The sequence below is a fragment of the Aerosakkonema funiforme FACHB-1375 genome, assembly GCF_014696265.1.
In the GTDB taxonomy this organism is placed as follows: Bacteria; Cyanobacteriota; Cyanobacteriia; order Cyanobacteriales; family Aerosakkonemataceae; genus Aerosakkonema; species Aerosakkonema funiforme_A.
In genome coordinates this window covers 50,843-66,391 of sequence record NZ_JACJPW010000007.1, presented here as the reverse complement: position 1 = coordinate 66,391, position 15,549 = coordinate 50,843, and the positions used below count along the sequence as shown (strand labels likewise).

General features: G+C 41.2%; 19 protein-coding genes. 3 read left to right on the top strand and 16 right to left on the bottom strand.

Translation table 11 applies throughout. The annotated features are described in order from the left end of the window. Positions 1–32 precede the first annotated feature (32 nt). The 16 genes from H6G03_RS04280 to H6G03_RS04205 all read right to left on the bottom strand — a co-directional run bounded on the left by H6G03_RS04280 (position 33) and on the right by H6G03_RS04205 (position 13,530). Positions 33–311 carry a hypothetical protein gene (locus H6G03_RS04280; RefSeq protein ID WP_190462424.1) on the bottom strand — a complete coding sequence of 93 codons (279 nt, stop codon included), beginning with the start codon at positions 309–311 and terminating at the stop codon, positions 33–35. A gap of 463 nt (positions 312–774) precedes the next feature. Continuing rightward, positions 775–2,169, bottom strand: coding sequence for a DNA polymerase III subunit beta (gene dnaN / locus H6G03_RS04275; RefSeq protein WP_190462422.1), 1,395 nt, complete (start codon positions 2,167–2,169; stop codon positions 775–777). A gap of 143 nt (positions 2,170–2,312) precedes the next feature. Then, the gene (locus tag H6G03_RS04270) at positions 2,313–3,203 is read right to left on the bottom strand and encodes a DUF5895 domain-containing protein (RefSeq protein WP_199315127.1); all 891 of its coding nucleotides are present in this window, start codon (positions 3,201–3,203) and stop codon (positions 2,313–2,315) included. Positions 3,204–3,313: 110 nt separating this feature from the next. Continuing rightward, on the bottom strand, positions 3,314–3,628 hold the full coding sequence (locus H6G03_RS04265; protein ID WP_190462420.1) for a hypothetical protein: 315 nt from the start codon (positions 3,626–3,628) through the stop codon (positions 3,314–3,316). 353 nt (positions 3,629–3,981) lie between these two features. After that, positions 3,982–4,197, bottom strand: coding sequence for a hypothetical protein (locus H6G03_RS04260; RefSeq protein WP_190462418.1), 216 nt, complete (start codon positions 4,195–4,197; stop codon positions 3,982–3,984). Between the two features lie 25 nt (positions 4,198–4,222). Further along, the gene (locus tag H6G03_RS04255; protein WP_190462408.1) at positions 4,223–5,137 is read right to left on the bottom strand and encodes a hypothetical protein; all 915 of its coding nucleotides are present in this window, start codon (positions 5,135–5,137) and stop codon (positions 4,223–4,225) included. Between the two features lie 68 nt (positions 5,138–5,205). Further along, positions 5,206–5,781 (bottom strand): siphovirus Gp157 family protein, encoded by a 576-nt coding sequence (locus tag H6G03_RS04250; protein ID WP_190462406.1) that lies wholly within the window; start codon positions 5,779–5,781, stop codon positions 5,206–5,208. A 131-nt stretch (positions 5,782–5,912) separates the two neighbouring features. Then, on the bottom strand, positions 5,913–6,233 hold the full coding sequence (locus H6G03_RS04245; RefSeq protein WP_190462404.1) for a hypothetical protein: 321 nt from the start codon (positions 6,231–6,233) through the stop codon (positions 5,913–5,915). A 127-nt stretch (positions 6,234–6,360) separates the two neighbouring features. Beyond that, a complete protein-coding gene (locus H6G03_RS04240) occupies positions 6,361–6,657 on the bottom strand; it encodes a hypothetical protein (RefSeq protein ID WP_190462401.1) in 297 nt (98 codons plus the stop codon). Positions 6,658–6,669: 12 nt separating this feature from the next. Then, complete coding sequence (locus H6G03_RS04235) at positions 6,670–7,497, bottom strand: hypothetical protein (RefSeq protein WP_190462400.1); 828 nt, start codon at positions 7,495–7,497, stop codon at positions 6,670–6,672. 96 nt (positions 7,498–7,593) lie between these two features. Beyond that, positions 7,594–7,932, bottom strand: a complete 339-nt coding sequence (locus tag H6G03_RS04230; protein ID WP_190462398.1) for a hypothetical protein — start codon at positions 7,930–7,932, stop codon at positions 7,594–7,596. Between the two features lie 110 nt (positions 7,933–8,042). Then, positions 8,043–8,600: a hypothetical protein gene (locus H6G03_RS04225; protein WP_206756606.1), complete on the bottom strand. Its 558-nt coding sequence runs from the start codon at positions 8,598–8,600 to the stop codon at positions 8,043–8,045. An 88-nt stretch (positions 8,601–8,688) separates the two neighbouring features. Then, entirely contained in the window at positions 8,689–10,323 is a 1,635-nt protein-coding gene (locus tag H6G03_RS04220; RefSeq protein ID WP_190462394.1) for an AAA family ATPase, read from the bottom strand. Positions 10,324–10,392: 69 nt separating this feature from the next. Further along, the gene (locus H6G03_RS04215) at positions 10,393–10,590 is read right to left on the bottom strand and encodes a DUF2997 domain-containing protein (RefSeq protein WP_190462392.1); all 198 of its coding nucleotides are present in this window, start codon (positions 10,588–10,590) and stop codon (positions 10,393–10,395) included. A 9-nt stretch (positions 10,591–10,599) separates the two neighbouring features. After that, positions 10,600–11,055, bottom strand: coding sequence for a DUF1257 domain-containing protein (locus tag H6G03_RS04210; RefSeq protein WP_190462389.1), 456 nt, complete (start codon positions 11,053–11,055; stop codon positions 10,600–10,602). Between the two features lie 246 nt (positions 11,056–11,301). Further along, positions 11,302–13,530: an NACHT C-terminal helical domain 2-containing protein gene (locus tag H6G03_RS04205; RefSeq protein WP_190462387.1), complete on the bottom strand. Its 2,229-nt coding sequence runs from the start codon at positions 13,528–13,530 to the stop codon at positions 11,302–11,304. A 120-nt stretch (positions 13,531–13,650) separates the two neighbouring features. Here H6G03_RS04205 and H6G03_RS38675 point away from each other — a divergent pair, with 120 nt between their 5' ends. Genes H6G03_RS38675 through H6G03_RS04195 form a run of 3 tightly spaced genes read left to right on the top strand, consistent with a single transcriptional unit; the run spans position 13,651 to position 15,548 of the window. Next, positions 13,651–13,785 (top strand): hypothetical protein, encoded by a 135-nt coding sequence (locus tag H6G03_RS38675; protein ID WP_255512176.1) that lies wholly within the window; start codon positions 13,651–13,653, stop codon positions 13,783–13,785. Beyond that, positions 13,769–14,275 (top strand): hypothetical protein, encoded by a 507-nt coding sequence (locus H6G03_RS04200; protein WP_190462385.1) that lies wholly within the window; start codon positions 13,769–13,771, stop codon positions 14,273–14,275. Before H6G03_RS38675 ends, H6G03_RS04200 begins: the two co-directional genes overlap by 17 nt. Next, a complete protein-coding gene (locus H6G03_RS04195) occupies positions 14,265–15,548 on the top strand; it encodes a hypothetical protein (RefSeq protein WP_190462382.1) in 1,284 nt (427 codons plus the stop codon). The genes H6G03_RS04200 and H6G03_RS04195 overlap by 11 nt, the downstream gene beginning before the upstream one ends. Position 15,549 lies beyond the last annotated feature (1 nt).

The following is a 15,549-nucleotide window of genomic DNA, read 5'->3' as shown; positions in this document are numbered from 1 at the left end:
TTAGGGTATGTTTGGCAGATTTTGTACCCTAATTAAGGCTCGTTGAAATGAGACGGTAAATCTTTCAAATACTTAGATTTGAGCTTTCCATCTTTCCAATACCTTAAATAAGGATAAGGGCCATATTCTTTGCCCTGCTTCTTATTGGGTATCGTCTTCCACTCAATCCTGCCCCGTCTCTCCCCTGGTATCGGCTGATTTGACCGCTCAGTTGCTTCCAGCAATCCACCGATGATGGCGTGCAACTTCTCCAAATCCGGGCGAGGTAGTTGCAAAGCGGCATCCAGCAGTCTTTCTAAGTCACTGTCCATAGCCTTTTAGGGTACAAAAGCCGTCGAAACTTACCCTAAATTTAGGGTATAAATTCAGGTTTATATACCCTAAAAACAGCCCAATGGGAGCAATAATACCTAGCACCCTTATATAAGAGTCGGTTCTAGCTCATGGCCCAAAATTTTTTAGGGTATGTTTCAGCGACAACATACCCTAAATTTAGGGTATAAAAACCGATTTTTGTACCCTAAAAAACTTCATCTAGCCAGCCAAAACCTCCTATATACCATATAAAGCAATGGTTCTGGCTCATAGCGTATAGCCTTTTAGGGTATAAAATCGAGTTTTTATACCCTAAAAACTCCTGGTAGCCAGCGAAAGCCTTCTATCTACTATATATAGAAATGGTTCTAGCCCATCGGCCATAGTTTTTTAGGGTATATTTTTCAGAAAAGATACCCTAAAAAGTTCAGAAAACATACCCTAGCAGTCACCTGTGCTTTACATTGGCAGTGCAGCCAGTTCTAAGTCAGCTTCTTTTGCTTCTTCTGTTGTTGATTCTATTTCCATAATTGGTGCTGACAATGGCTCATCTGACAATGCTTCATCTTCAATTACTTCTGATTCTTTAATTTCTCCTGGTGAAGTTTCAGAAGACAACTTCCGTCGTGCTGAACGCTCAGGTTTTGGAGATTCGCCACCAAGTTCAACAGGCATCACTAAAACTGTAGCAGAAGACAGAGTACTATCCGGTAAATTGATAGTAGCAGGATAATTGGGTTCATTAAATGAAAAACGCAACTCAGAAGAAGGGATAGCTTTAATAGCAGGGATAAGAACATCAGCATCAAACCCAATTTGTAAATCCTCACCTTTAATTAAAGCAGGTAAAGATTCAGCACCAGAGCCAATATCTTTTCCTTCCACATACAGAGAAACCACTTGTTCAGTTGAATTAAGAACGAAGCGAATAACTTTGTGCTTGTCAAAAGTAGCAAGACGAGTCACTGCTGCCAATATTTGTTGAGAACTGACAGAAACTTCTCGACTCCACAAAGATGGTATTAATTGGTGATAATCAGGATAACTGCCAGCCAAGGCGCGACAAACCAAAGTAAAGTTAGCCCCACTAAACATAATTTGGCTATCATTGAAGTGCAGTTCAACTGGAAAATCATCCTTGCTTTCTGTAGGATTACCCAAAAGCTTCTGCAACTCTTTCAAAGCACTTTTGGGAACAGTGATAGCTAAACTACTTGACTCAGGAATTGGAGATTTCCTTTTGCCTTTAGTTTTCTTTTCAGGCGGAGGCTCTGGTTTTTCACCATTAGTATGGATAGAATCTTTAACGACAGCCAGAGATTTGCTATTAGTAGCAGCGAATTCCACGCGCTCTCCTGACAATGTTAGCCTAACACCAGTAAGAACTAACCGAGTTTCATCCGACGCTGTGGCAAACAAAGTAGTTTTCAATCCACGCGCTAAGACACTGGCAGTCAATGTAGCAGAATTACCTGTAGATGGCTCTATGGTCGGTAATTGAGGAAATTCGGATGCCGCCATACCTCGAAAATTGTAGCGTTTGCCAGAACAGGTTAATGTAGCTTCCTGTTTATCTGGTCGAATAGTAAACGACAGTTCTTCCTCTTTTGGTAAAGTGGAAATAATATTGGACAGATGTTTAGCTGAAAGTGTAAAAGCACCTTCAAACTCAACAGATGCTTCCAAATGTGCAGTGATACCCAAACTGAGGTCGAAAGCGCCAATTTCTAATTTTTCGTTAGATGCTTTGAGGAGAACATTAGCAAGAATGGGATGATTTGGTTTACTGGGTATTGCACCCATGACTGTATCGAGTGCTGCATTGAATTGCTTGGCAGTACAAGAGAATTTCATGGTAGTGAGTTGAATTTAGTGTAGGAAATGAAAGGCTTTATCCACTCCAAAAACTCAGAATGGATAAAGGAAATGTGGGCTGAAACCAGGGGTGATATCGTGTCTGGCTAAGCCAAAATCGATAAAGAACCAAGCTAAGCTACCTATCGACTTCCCTGAGTTTGCGGTTGAGCAGGTGGCAGTTGAGGCATTGAGCTAGTGTTACCCGGAAGACCTGGTACAATCAGAGGCTGAGCAGGTTGCAAAGCTTCCCAGACCTCCTGTTTGCGCTCCTGATTGAGTCCCACAAAATAATGCTTCCAAGTTTCCAAACTAGGAACCTCGTGGCTAGCTACTTTACAGGCAGGGCTTTTCTGCGTTGTCCCCGCTAGTTCCCGTACTGTAGTGAAACAAAATACACACAAGCACTTGAAAAGATTATTCTTACCCCTGGCAGCGATGCGGTTACTGATAGCATGGCAAGCCGTCATTTCATCGATAAAAGCCTGCCAGTGGGTAGCGAAGGTAGCTTGGTTAGCACCGCTAGCTCGGTAGGATAATGGAACTTGATGTAATGGTTGATTCTTGTCATCAAGCAAGATCACCTCAAAGTATTGAGTATTACCGATATTCTCCTCATCCTTGTATTCTGGTGAATAACGCCCCACAACTACCAATTGCTTTGAATCTTTGCTAGCCTTGCGATCGTAAGCTAAAGTAGGAGTTCTAGGACACACCAGCATTCGGGGGGAAGGTGTGAGAAACCCTTGTTCCTCAACCCCAGTAATCTCGAACGTATAGGTAGTAAGTAACTTCTCATCAAAATTGAACCACCCAGCTTTCGCCATTTGGTCAGTGGGAACGAAGTAGCCGCACAGTTTGGGAGTCGTACCCCGCAATGCCTGGATACGCGGTAATTTGGCATTAGGGTCGAGGTAAATGGGGTCAGCAAACTCATCCCGTTCTAATTCGATTTCTGGAGTTTCCAGTGCTGTTGGAGTAGCGCTATGTGTTTCAGGAACAGGTTGGTTTAATTGAGATGCTTTGTCTTTCACTGATTTATGGATAAATTGTTAATCCCGAAGTGGCGCGTCAGCGCTTTGATCCGAATGATGAGCAGAGAAATTCCCTGATTTTATGGCTAATCAAGGAAAAATCTCGGCTACTAGAATGGAATCTCTTCGTCTGAGTCACCAGCCACAATTGATGTAGGTTTCTCAGGGTTGTTGGGAATGAAAACAGGTAAATTTAGGGAGTTCAACTGGGTGATGATGTCTTGTTTTTTCGACTCAACGAGAAGCTGTTGCAGTCGAGTCAGATGAGCGATAATTTCTGTTAATTGTTTCAGAGAGCCTTGGGTAAATTGGATTTCCAGGTATTCCTGATTATCAAATATAACCAAGCTTTTGAAACCTGGATTATCAAAAGAATTTACCAGGCTGTTCGGGGAAACATCACAGATGAGTTGTTGGCGAATCATAATTAATCAATAATGCAAATCGATGTCGGTATCACCGATATGAGAGTAGTCCCACTGTTCATACCATTCTTTTTCTCTATCCTCCCTTTCTTCTGCGGCGTTTGAGGTGTGACCACATTCTCTGGAGTGCGGCGTAGAGGTTATCGTTTTTGACAAAAATAAGGGAGTTGAAGTGGATAGAGAAGCTGATGTTTTTTGTGACATAATGACAAACTTTTGATAGCAGTACGTCGCCATGAATGGCGCGTCAGCGCGTTCAACAATTCAAAAGCAAAATCCTCTCATTCAAAATTACACGAACCCACAAACCCAAATAGAAGTAAGTCCATGAGGTTGGTTTTTTAATTTGGGAGTTATGAATTTTGAATTGAAAAACAGTTCATTTTATTAACCAAAGAAGTTGCATTGGTCATTTTCCACCCTTGTCGAACACAGTTTTCTTTAGCTTGCTCAAGTTCCGTTAGAGTTTTGAGCAGCTTGTAGCGCCTAAAACCGCCGTAAACAGGAAATACATAAGTTTGCCATCCCTGTGGCATTTCTACATAGCTCACTTGTTTAAAGATTCGCATGGTTACAACTAGGATAGTTAATGAATCATTTGGTTATAAAGGCTTGCTGATGGATTTTAATCAATTCCCCCAGATTATGAATCGCTCTTCCTAAGTTAGCCGCTCGACTTCCCATCGCTCTAGTTTCTATACCTGAATTTCTTAAGGTTTCACAGATGCGACAATAACATAAAGGGATTGCCAAATTACTTAATAAATTTTGGGGAACTCTGTGCTTGATTAACTTATTCTCTCTCGCTTCGTAGAAGAACCCTAAGAAACTTTCCCGTAGCCAAGAACCTCCGTCGAAAGAATTGATACCTATTTGAGCGAAAGCTCTCAAGTAATCAGGAGAACATAAACCAAACACATGGATATGACAACTAAGAGGTAAGGCTTCTCGGATAGCTCGAATGATTGTAATATTCCTATTTTTTTGGCTAGCATTAATGGCTAAACCTCCAATAGCGAACGCATGATATCCTAGTTCATACAGCCTAACCGCGTTCCTAGCTCTCTCCTCAATACTTACGCCATGAATTGTTGCCAAAGGTCGGCAGAACGATAAATGCGTTTTGGCTAAAACGATGAATTCCTTTGCACATTTTAAGTTAAATTGACGGCGAAACTCTAAGTTAGTACCAGGTAACAGAATGTGGTCAGGACAGGTTATAAAATCCCCAGCTTTAGCTTTGAGCTTTAGATATTGATTGATGCAGAATAAAGGAGTTACCAAGGAATTTCCAAGTTGAGGAAAATTGAGGCGGCTATAACGAATCGCGCTACAATCCCAAAAAATTGGTATGGGTGACGGTGGAAACAAAGCTGGCTTATTGGATAGAGAAATTAACCAGCCATTTGGTTGATTTTGCTTCTCAATAAATTCCCAAATTCCTTGTCTCTTTCCCCCAATAGATAGAGTATCTGACTTTCCTAGTACCGCATAAAATTTAGGTGGCATTTGTATAAAAACTGTCCAGGCTTACAAGCAGCCTGGACAACCAGAGTTAAGAGCCAAATTGATGAAGCCTAAGTAAGGCGAAGATGCTTTCCTCTTGGTATGAGTTTAGCAATCAAACGACCGTTACTATCATAGATTTCCCCTGTATCAGAAGCGACTGTATCTTCTCTAAGTTGCTCAGTATCCAGCGTGGGAACAAGTTTCACGTATCTATGTGGAAATTCTTCAGGCTTTAATTCTGGGTTAATCCATACTTGAGGTTTTCCACCATTATTACAAAGAGATACTTTGCTCAGTTTTCCCTCTAGCTTGCGTCCGCGTTCACCTAACTGTTCTAAACGGCGTTCCATGAATCCCAAAAGCTTATCTGTCAGCCATGTAATCGCTGTCGAATCTTGTTTGGCTAAAGAAGCAATGCGTTGCGATTCTGATTGTCGGAAATCCCGATTAGCTTTGAGACAATTGATGCGAGCAACATAGCTATCAATTTTTTGTTCTAGAACAGGTTCCAATTCCTCAAAAATTGCTGAAGCTATGGCTCTTTCTTCTGGGTTATCTGACTCTAGATATTGTGTTAGCAGTTCAAGCTGTTGTTCTAGGTCATCTAAGGTTTCTTTGACGGGTTTAATTGGCGTAGTTGTCATCCGATTTTGGATTTTAGATTTTGGATGAGAGGATTGGCTCTGCCTTGAAAGGGTGGAAGCTCTAATTCGGAAAATTTTTTTGATGATTCCCATTGAAATGGGAGGCTTTCCCCCCTTTTTTTCGGCCATAATTATCGGCTGTTTCCCTTGCGATTGTTAGAGCTAGCAAGCGCAGGTTCTTCAAACTGAGTTGGAGTTAGGGTAATTGAGGAGTTAGAATTCAACTCCGCCTCAATAATATCAGCACCGGATTCTTTGGCAAGCATAGTTAACAAAGTTCCTACTTGTGCATCAGTGAGATTGGGAGTATTTCGCCGAATTTCTAGGGATTTCATCAATTTCCAGACAGCCAAAGCTTCTTTGGGAGTAGCTTCTTGAATTGCTAATCGAATCGAGCGAATTAGTTTTTCAGTTGCACGACGCAGTTTGGTTTCGTTATCGATAGAACTCATGGTACAAATGTATTCTCATTGACCTTTATATGGCGCGTCAGCGCTCTCTAAAGAATAAATTGAGTAAAAAAAGGCTAGATCAAATACAGCCTTTTTAATTCGGAAAATGGCTATCTTAACAGGCAAATTATGGTTGTTGTTGATTGAATTGCGACAAAATTAGTTCAGTCGGACATTGCCAAACTTTGCATTCCCAAGCACACTGGGAGAGTCGTTGGCTTTCTCTAACTATCGCCGCTGATACTTGCGAGCGATGTTGTGCCATAAATTGTGCAGCTTCCTCTTTAGTATTGAAGCCGAAGTACGATGTTTTCCTATTTCCTTTTGAATCGGTGATGGTGGCGATAGATTTGGAGAGGACATTTAAATGCCATCCATCTCCTAGATGAACCTTTTGGCAGTTGATTTGAGTAATGGAAGTCATGGTTTGTGCAATCTAAAGCTCCACTTCGGGAACGGAGTCTATGTATTCTTTGAGCGATAATTTCCCTGAAAGAAATTGGTTCAGAGGGTCTTCTCCTGTGGCGCTGGCTTCTGGAACAGGCTTTGGAACTGCGATTTCTTTGGGACACAATTGCGGCTGCGTGCAATCGCCAAGTGTTAATGTAGATAAAGGATTCTGGTCATGCTGGTTATTTCCGTTGTTCCCACTTGCTACAGATACTTCTGATAACACGACTGAAAGCTTGGACAGAGTTTGAGCCAGTTGGGTTTTGAAAGCTAACAAAGCTTGAGAAGAGTAGTGGATAGAAATTTTGATGGGATGCGTTGGGTAGTTAAGAAGCCAGTAGGTAAGTCGAATTTGTTCGGGGTAATAGGTATCAGTTTGTGCCATAAGGAACAAATCCAACTGAGTTCTCCAATACCAATCTTCTTGTGTCAAATTAAACTGGGTATCTGTTGTCCAGTTAACAACTTCGAGTTGCTCGTATCCATAGATAAGCAGGTCGAAATTAGAGACGAGAATTACGTTGTCATAGAAATACTCACTCCGATGCGAATGAGTCTTCCAGGTATTCGTTTCTTGGCTCCATATTTCGGGAGCTAACAATTGCAACTGGGAGAACCATTGCTTTAATTGAGGATGGTTATCGAGCAGCGAATCAATGGTTATATCCATTAATGATTGCTGCATAATTAAATGGAATTGTTCGCCCAAGCATCTGGCTTGGGCCGATACTGGGTTAATGATTTCACGGGAATAGAGGCATCCTGAAGTTTCCAGGTGGAATAAATCTTCTGCATTGAGGCGCAGATAGTTCATAACAATTTAAAAATCTTTAATCTTTCAGGGGACTTTCATGGAATACCCAAGATAAATCTTGGGGCTAAGCTGTTTTAAGACGGCGGAGGGCAAGGTCTAAAAATTGAATATTGTGGCAGGAACAGAGCCGCTTTGAATGGTTTTGGGAATGTAGGCTAAGACAGTAATTTTCACTTGCTTGTTGTGGAACTTTTCTAGCAGTTTTAACAGTGTTCGATAATTAACATTCTGCGAAAAGTCCAGAAATAAGATAGTTGGCAAATTGCCATCGAATAACTGTTGCAGCCATAGTTCGCCAGTTCGTTTCAAAAGAAATTGTGGGTAGGCTCCATCCCAAACAGGACATTTAAGTAAGTTGGAAAGTGCTTGAGCAGTTAACCGTTTTCTGGGCAGAGTTTTTGAGTTAAAGTATTCGGGAGAATTAGTGAGATACATTTGTTTTTTTGGGAGACGCTGTGAACCATTTTTAGTGGCGCGTCAGCGCAATTAATTCTTATAAAAAACTGCCATACCTCGCTTCTGTAGTATGGCAGTAGTAAACTTGATTAATACCAATTAAGAAAATTGCTTCGGCTGTCGGAAAACTTGACCTCAACTTGAGGAGAGTTAAGGGTTTTTAGTTGTTGCAGATCGCTCTCCGGTTCAGGAAAATCAAGTGAGATATTTGGGTCAATCAAAGGTAATCCTGAGTGGCCATGAAGAATTTCTAAGGGATTTACCCTGTCGGGTAAAGGTAATGCTTCAAAAGCATAAGCATACCAATGGTTTCCACTTCTCGATCGCTGGGGAACTAAACTAATGCGAGTGAGATAATTGAGTAAATCCTTTTGTTGAGTTTTGTAATTGAGAAAGGGTCGTAAAGCCTCAGATTGCCCACTGTTGAGCAAAGCAAAACTCCAAGAAAGTTCGCGATCCAAAAAGCACAGATTAATCCAATTCTGAGCAGGCTGATTGGGAAATGGTTGTCCGTAGACTGGGGGAGTAGCATGGAGAATAACAGCATCCAAATAGTCGGGAATCTCTATCAAACTGCTGTAACTCTCTTGGTAAATTTTGCCAGTGGCTCGGTTAAATCGGTAACGACGATTTTTCATGTTTTTCATCCTATAAAAGCTCCCAAGCTTTTGTGGAAAGCTGGGAGCTTTTTTGATGAGATTGTGGTATGTTGATAGAAGCGTGGAAAATTGGCGTTTATTGCCAGGAAATTTCCCTTTGAATATTACCATTGCGATCGAGGTTTAAGACTTGACCCAGCTGCTCAATCGGCGCTGCTAGTTCCGCCCCACCCGATGTAGCCCATTGGCGCAGGGCTTCGAGTTCTTCCGTATCATTGCGAAACTGGGCGGGCTTGCGGTTGAGGAGGGCTACCAAGCTCAAGCAATTTACCACTCTGGGAAAACCATTAGCAAATGCCTCAGTCGCAGCTTCTTTGACAATGTTACGAATTTCAGCCCCAGTATAACTAACAGAGTTTTCTGCTAATAGCTGAATAGATTCACTTTCTGCTTCAATCAGATAATGTTCCAACTGCACTTTCCAAATTTCTGCTCTAGTTTGGCAGTCGGGCAAGTCCACATAAAACACTTTGAATCTTCGCAACATCTCCTTAGAAAATCCCCAAGGACGATTCGCTGTCGCGGCGACTATGACATCCGCCTTATTCTCTTCTAACCAAGTTAACAATGTTCCTACCATACGAGCGGTAGTACCCCCATCGGTATCAGAGGAACGTTGAGTTAGCTGCTTATCCATTTCATCAATCCAAAGCAGACAAGGTGCAAGTGCTTCTGCTTGTTGCAAAATGTTTCTCAGGTTAGCTTCACTACTTCCGAGTTCTTTGGACATCAGTTTCCCCATATCCAGAGTGAGACAGGGAATGCCCCAACTAGCTGCTAAAGCTTTCACAGACAGAGATTTGCCTGTACCTGAAACGCCCACGCAGAGAATATTTGAGGGCTTTTCCAGATTATGGGCAGCGCGGGCGGTGCTGTCTAACAGCGGTAATTGTAGGGTAGCCCAAGTGGTAATTGCTGGAAGTCCCTGAACTGGTACGTCGGGTGGTGGTGCAAAGCTGACACCTTTAGCTGCCAAGTGCTGCTTTTTAATTTCAAGCATTTGGTCAATTGCTTGAGGATTGATGCCCCGGTGAGAGATGGCAGCTACTTGCAAAATATCCTCGATCCCTTCTGGGGTCATTCCTTGCAAAGCACGAGTGAGATGTCCAAGCTGTCGATCGCACAAGGTCATCTCAAAGGTAATATTTTTCTGTCTGGCATTAGCACCAAGGCTGGCAAGTTTGTGTTGCTTAATTTGTTCTACTTCCGATTCATTAGGCAGTGGATTAGACATTTCCCAAACTAAATCTTTAAAGTAGTTAGGAATGTTTAACCCTTGGTGGATCAGAATCAAGCGATGCGGAGAACGCTTGAGGTCAAAGAACAAATCTTGAGCCAACCTAATCCAATCTCTCCTCGAATCGGGTTTAGCAATGAATTCTAGGAAATCCTTCGCGATAATCAGAGTTGGATTGGCGTCTTCATTGATGAGGCTTTCCAGGTGCTTGATGAAGGTCACGATAGGATGAGCTTCAACTTTGACTCCATTGGTAGTAGATTTATCGATTCTAGTGATGATATTTCTCTCGGTTACTGGAGTCAATGTCAGAAATTGATGTCCGCAGTCCCATTGGAGAATGGTTTTGTAGCGTTGGTGTAAATCTACTACAATTTTATCGACTAGGGCGGGTTCAGAAGCGGCTGGAGTATCGACCGTAACGGTAGCGATTCCAGCCCTCAGCCAAATACAAAGTTGGTCGGTATCAAACATATTTGAAAGCCCGTAAGAAAATAGGGATTGGTAAATAGCCCAATCCCGTAGCAGCAAAGAAATTCTGATTTAGAGATGGATTTCAGTGGTTGTATCTACAGAAACGGATGACTCAAAATATTCCTCTTTTAGCTGAGTTTGAGAAATACCAAGTTGATTGAGAGGTGCTGTTATTTCTGTGCAAGAATCGCCAGTTACGTTGAGGACTTCCACTTCTAATGGTTGTCCTTTGCGTTGAGTAATCTTGATTTTGGTTGGTTCTGACATTAGTTTTATCTAAGCGTAAAGGTCAACTTTTTTGGTGAGAGTGGTGGTCATAGTTCCATCTGATGCGGTGATGGTTTCTTGTGACCAAAGATGTGCGGGATAGTGGATGTTGATGAAAGCGGCGTTATGTGCTACTTGCACTTGTTCTAGAAAATCTTCCACATTTTCAAAATGATTGCCTAGAAGATTTCTGTTAAAATCCCAAGGATCGATCGCTGCTTCGTAGCAGTTTTGAGCAGGATTCCAGCGAAAGCCAATGTCAATTAAGCCTTGTAGCTGTGTGCGTCGGATAATAATGTTGGCTTCTTGTCGATCGGCGGTATCGTACCCATTAATCAGAGGTACTGGATTTTCGTGACTTTCAATCTCTGGAGTAATTCCTATTTTCTCCAAAAGAGCTTTGAGTCCTTCTTGAAGCGCTTGTCGATTGGACAGGGTAGTTTTTATCGTGGAAAAGTGGCTCATTTTAGGTAACAATAAATCGGGAAATCTACTGTTAATATCGGCGCGTCAGCGCTCATAAACTGCATTCTATGCGGTGAATAAAAAATTTTCAAATAAATTTGGATTATAAAAATACATAATATTTTAAATTAATGCCAACAGTAAATTGCTAGCGGGCTATAGTATATATTAGGGCTAAACTAAATGTAGTAAACATTTTTATTTTCGATATTAGATAGGAAGATTGCTTGATGAATGCTCATTGCTTTAGTTCCCTATCTCAGCAGTTGGAAACAACAAATTTTCCTCAATTTCTTGTCTTACCTCATCACTTAGTACAAAACTACTATTGAGACAATCCACCAGCAATTTGTTAGCATCGTAATACTCCTGAACCCTATCTTTATGCTTGTTGCTGAACTGCCAATCATGACCAATATAGCGATATTTAATTATTACATTTCTTAATTGTTCAATCCAGGCTTTACCATTAATTTGCCACCATTGTTTGTATATTTCCTGGTCACCTTTTTGGTCAGGTAGCTGGTTTTTTAGTTGTTGCAGTACTTCCCCTAGCTCTGGATTAAGGTTAAGCATATACTTGCGGGCAGTATCAAGATCTACATTTGACATATCAGACTGGTCGTGGGTGCGGGAATTTTTAAGAGCAACTTCAAGAGCGTAGGCAAGATCGAGGTCGGCAGCCAAATCAGGATAAGGAGCAGGGTCAAAATATATAGGGTGTGAAGGATCGAGATCGAGGTGCAAATCGACGTTGAAGCCAAGGGAAAAGCAAAAAAATCTAATAGCCGCTGGCTTGCAAGGAACATTTATGGAACTATATTTTTGTTGTAGCCACTCTGTAAACTGTTGCAAGACCTTATCTGAAGCTAAAATTTTTTGAATTTCGCGTTTCATTGCTAACAACAAGGCATCAGCACTCGGCATCATCCCTGATGCCAGCAAAAAGACTTGACGCCAACGCTTTTGATTGACATAAGTAGCTAAATTTATCCAATTTTGTTGACCAGAACTATTAACAAAATCCTTGGCTGTAAAATATTCTTGAAAGGTCAGATGCGAGAATGAATAAATTTCCCTGGCTCGTTCTACCAATAGTCCATGCTGCACTTCTATCGATCTTAACACTGCTTCGCTATCTTGTTGGGATATATCCTCTTGATTAGCGTTTAACGTGCGAAGATAGCCATTAATATATTCCTCGATTTCAGTCTGCTCAAAAAAGTAACGGTTCTGGGTGAAAGTAGTAAATGCAACATGAGTTAATAGCCTTTCTCTATCCTTGACAGATAGGTTGCCATACAGTTCTTCCCGTTGAACACCTTTGGAAGAATCCCATTCCTTTAGCAAAGTGTTCAGCCCTTGCTGATATAGTTTTGCTCGGTTTGAGGGAAAGTTACCTATATCCTGAAACACCAGGCACGTGAGATTGAGCAAAATCGGCGTGACGGCTAAATCACGAATGCGCTTATTTTCAGGCTGCTGGAGCTTTTCAATAAACTGCTTAGCTCTGGCTTTCCCAGCTTCTGTGTCATTCCTGGCAAATGCCATAAACCACTTGTGGGCAAATATTTCAATCTGCTTTTGGTTAAAGTCCGCTACTATAACTTCAGTGAACCCCAAATTCCCAAAGCTGTAGTCGAGGGCATTAGTACGACAAGTGACAATTAGGGTGTTTTTATGATATGTCCGACAAAATTCTCGAATTCGAGTTAGGACAGATTTACTGTCTGCTTTGGGTACTTCATCCAAACCATCTAAGAGTACCAGAACTCTACCCTCTTGGAGCAGTATTTCTGCTGCCTTCGGATGTTCGACGTTTTCTGCACAAAATAGCTGCTCAATGTAGTTTAGCAGACTTAACTCAGGCTGCTCTGCGAGCCGCTCGGCAAACTCAATGAGACGAATAAATACAGGAACTCGGTCAGGTAGCAGTTCCCCCTGATTGGATTGAATTGCTACATATAACAGATAGGTTGTCTTACCCGATCCAGGTGCCCCCAAGCACATTAGCTTGTAGCCCTGTTTAACAATATCTAGTCCAGGCACTCGTTCATAGCGCACCTTACCTAAATAAAAGCGATCGAAGTCATCAGCGGTGGGGTCGAACTCCCGCACTCGCTCAGAAATATCGGCAAAGCGCTGATGGGGGAGTTCTTCGAGGATGTAAACATCGGTGTAGAGGTTGTCGATGGGGATTTGCTTATTTAGCAAGCGCATATTGCCACACTCAGACTGGATTCTGTAGTAGTAGCTCTGACGCACCTGTTGCACCAGTTCATCAATCGGAAGGTTAAGCTGTGGCGGCTCCACTAATGGAGGCATACTGCCCAGATTTACAATCTGGGTTCCGATGTGGGTAATGTTCTGTTGTGAAATGTTTCCAGTAGTCAGGTTATTACCTACGGAGATATTCTTCAGCAGTTCCTGCTGAATCTCTGAATTTGGGCTTTCTCCAGGCTGAGTATCTGCCACCTCGTTTCTTCTGGGATTGACTGAAATCCTTGTGCTAAAGATAATCTAAATCTAGTGCATCCAGGCAAAAATTTCCCCTCAGCGCTGATGGCCGGAGAGCAGGGGGCAGGGGGAGAAAGAATGAAACTGGTGGGCTATTTCTACCATGCTGGGCCAGCAATTGCCAAGTTCGGTCATATCGGCTACAACAGAGTTTACAGCCTCAATTTCGGTCATTTGGCTTTAGCAACCCCAAAATATGAGCGATCGCCCTAACCCCCAGCCAGTTCAGCAGAGCATTTTTAAGAATGTTACTGCTAATGACATAAAGGTTGAAAATCTTACCCAAGTTATTCAAATAGAGCAGCCTACTCAGAAAACGCAAAAAGACAGTTTTTTAGGTCTTCTGAAATGGATTTCTGAAAAATACAGTTCTTTGGAAAGAATGCGCCCCCATCATGCCCAAGAAGTTTTAGATATTATAAGAAAAGTACGTCAGTCTAATGGGGAGCCGTTTGATTTTACTGAGCTTGAAATAAAAAGTCTGGATTTAGCGCTTAACTATTGCCATTATGTTTCTAAAGGAGCCAAAGCACGTTCGCCAGGGCTAGAAAAGCTAAAAAAAGATGATTACTATTGCTATTTACGGGAGTTGATAGCTTCCAAGGAGAAAATTAGAGTTGGTTCAGTTAAGTTAAGCTCTCTTGTTGGCGATATTAAAATGTCTAAATTTGTAGAGAAGTTGGAAGAAAACGATGGATTGTAACGAGGGTCTCCGTACACATATTATTCAAGAATACTTTGATTTACTAGAACAGCAAAATTCTGGAACGGCAGTAAGTTTTACTTCTGAACTTACACGCCAAAAAGAAGAATTATTTTTAATGGAAGAATATCTTTCTTCGGCTATCCACGACCGAGATAAGAGAAAAGAAAGGCTAACATCTCCCCCACCACCATTTTCCTTTGACAAATTTTGTAGATATTTACCGTTAGTTATAGATGCGGACTTCAAACAACTATTCTCATTTTTTAGATACTTAAATAGGCAACAACCACCCCATCAACAAAAATTCGTAATTATTGTTTTCCTGAGTGTAATATTGCCTATTTTACTTTTCTCCAAGATGGGGAGACTTCTCATAGGATTTTTGGCAATTTATTACTCAATCATTACCTTCCATCGTGGCCGCAATAATTATGAATATGATTGCCAACAAAAACTTGAGAAAGAATTTCAAGAAGCTGAGGAACAAGTTAGTACTATCGAGCAAGAAAAAAAACGATTAATTGCGGAAGCTGAAGAGTCAAACAAGAGAGAAATCGATTTCAAGCTGTCACAGATCAAACGTTTAGAATCTCAGATAAAAGAATGGTTACAAGAAGATAAAGAACGATTAATTAAAATAGGTTTACAGAAATTAAAAATTGCTCGTAATGCAGAAGAAGCAGAAGGAGATCAGAGGCTAGAGTCTCTATTAGATAAAGATGAGATTATATTTTTAGTTGGAGTAACAGATTCTGAAGTAGATAAAAGTTTTATATTGCAAGACGATGAAGTTGCTAAGTCTTTAGATAACTCGCTCCAAGCGCTTTTAATTCGACAAGAAGATTTTTATGAACAAAAAGGCTTGGATGGTAAGTATAAATATGGTGTTTATGAATTTGTAAGTATTTTCTTAACTGAAAATTTTCTGGCTTACTATAAATGTTACTGGAACTTTGTAAGGGGAGCAGCTGTAGATGAAGAGACTTGTGAATATCTATACGATTCTATAGTTTCTGTTAAAACCAAGGAAAGATCGTCTCTAAATCAAAAAGATCCTAATCAACGAAGGAATTACAAACAGATATTATCTATTACTACTATGGATGGAAAAACTATATCTTTTCAGATAGGACATGGTAGTAAAGAAAAAATTGCTCCAAACAAGCCTATGAAAAACTATACTTCTAAAATCGATGAAGAAGTAGGCCGCATCCGCTATTGGTTAAGAAAGAGACGAGTAGACGTTCAAACTACTATAGGGGAGGACTAAA

Bases quoted from the DNA above. Each gene is read 5' to 3' on its own strand.
- H6G03_RS38675 (WP_255512176.1), top strand. From the start codon at position 13,651: ATGAAACTGGTGGGCTATTTCTACCATGCTGGGCCAGCAATTGCCAAG.
- H6G03_RS04260 (WP_190462418.1), bottom strand. From the start codon at position 4,197: ATGCGAATCTTTAAACAAGTGAGCTATGTAGAAATGCCACAGGGATGG.
- H6G03_RS04265 (WP_190462420.1), bottom strand. From the start codon at position 3,628: ATGATTCGCCAACAACTCATCTGTGATGTTTCCCCGAACAGCCTGGTA.
- H6G03_RS04200 (WP_190462385.1), top strand. From the start codon at position 13,769: ATGAGCGATCGCCCTAACCCCCAGCCAGTTCAGCAGAGCATTTTTAAG.
- H6G03_RS04280 (WP_190462424.1), bottom strand. From the start codon at position 311: ATGGACAGTGACTTAGAAAGACTGCTGGATGCCGCTTTGCAACTACCT.
- H6G03_RS04210 (WP_190462389.1), bottom strand. From the start codon at position 11,055: ATGAGCCACTTTTCCACGATAAAAACTACCCTGTCCAATCGACAAGCG.
- H6G03_RS04215 (WP_190462392.1), bottom strand. From the start codon at position 10,590: ATGTCAGAACCAACCAAAATCAAGATTACTCAACGCAAAGGACAACCA.
- H6G03_RS04230 (WP_190462398.1), bottom strand. From the start codon at position 7,932: ATGTATCTCACTAATTCTCCCGAATACTTTAACTCAAAAACTCTGCCC.
- H6G03_RS04250 (WP_190462406.1), bottom strand. From the start codon at position 5,781: ATGACAACTACGCCAATTAAACCCGTCAAAGAAACCTTAGATGACCTA.
- H6G03_RS04195 (WP_190462382.1), top strand. From the start codon at position 14,265: ATGGATTGTAACGAGGGTCTCCGTACACATATTATTCAAGAATACTTT.
- H6G03_RS04235 (WP_190462400.1), bottom strand. From the start codon at position 7,497: ATGAACTATCTGCGCCTCAATGCAGAAGATTTATTCCACCTGGAAACT.
- H6G03_RS04240 (WP_190462401.1), bottom strand. From the start codon at position 6,657: ATGACTTCCATTACTCAAATCAACTGCCAAAAGGTTCATCTAGGAGAT.
- H6G03_RS04220 (WP_190462394.1), bottom strand. From the start codon at position 10,323: ATGTTTGATACCGACCAACTTTGTATTTGGCTGAGGGCTGGAATCGCT.
- H6G03_RS04255 (WP_190462408.1), bottom strand. From the start codon at position 5,137: ATGCCACCTAAATTTTATGCGGTACTAGGAAAGTCAGATACTCTATCT.
- H6G03_RS04225 (WP_206756606.1), bottom strand. From the start codon at position 8,600: ATGAAAAACATGAAAAATCGTCGTTACCGATTTAACCGAGCCACTGGC.
- dnaN (WP_190462422.1), bottom strand. From the start codon at position 2,169: ATGAAATTCTCTTGTACTGCCAAGCAATTCAATGCAGCACTCGATACA.
- H6G03_RS04245 (WP_190462404.1), bottom strand. From the start codon at position 6,233: ATGAGTTCTATCGATAACGAAACCAAACTGCGTCGTGCAACTGAAAAA.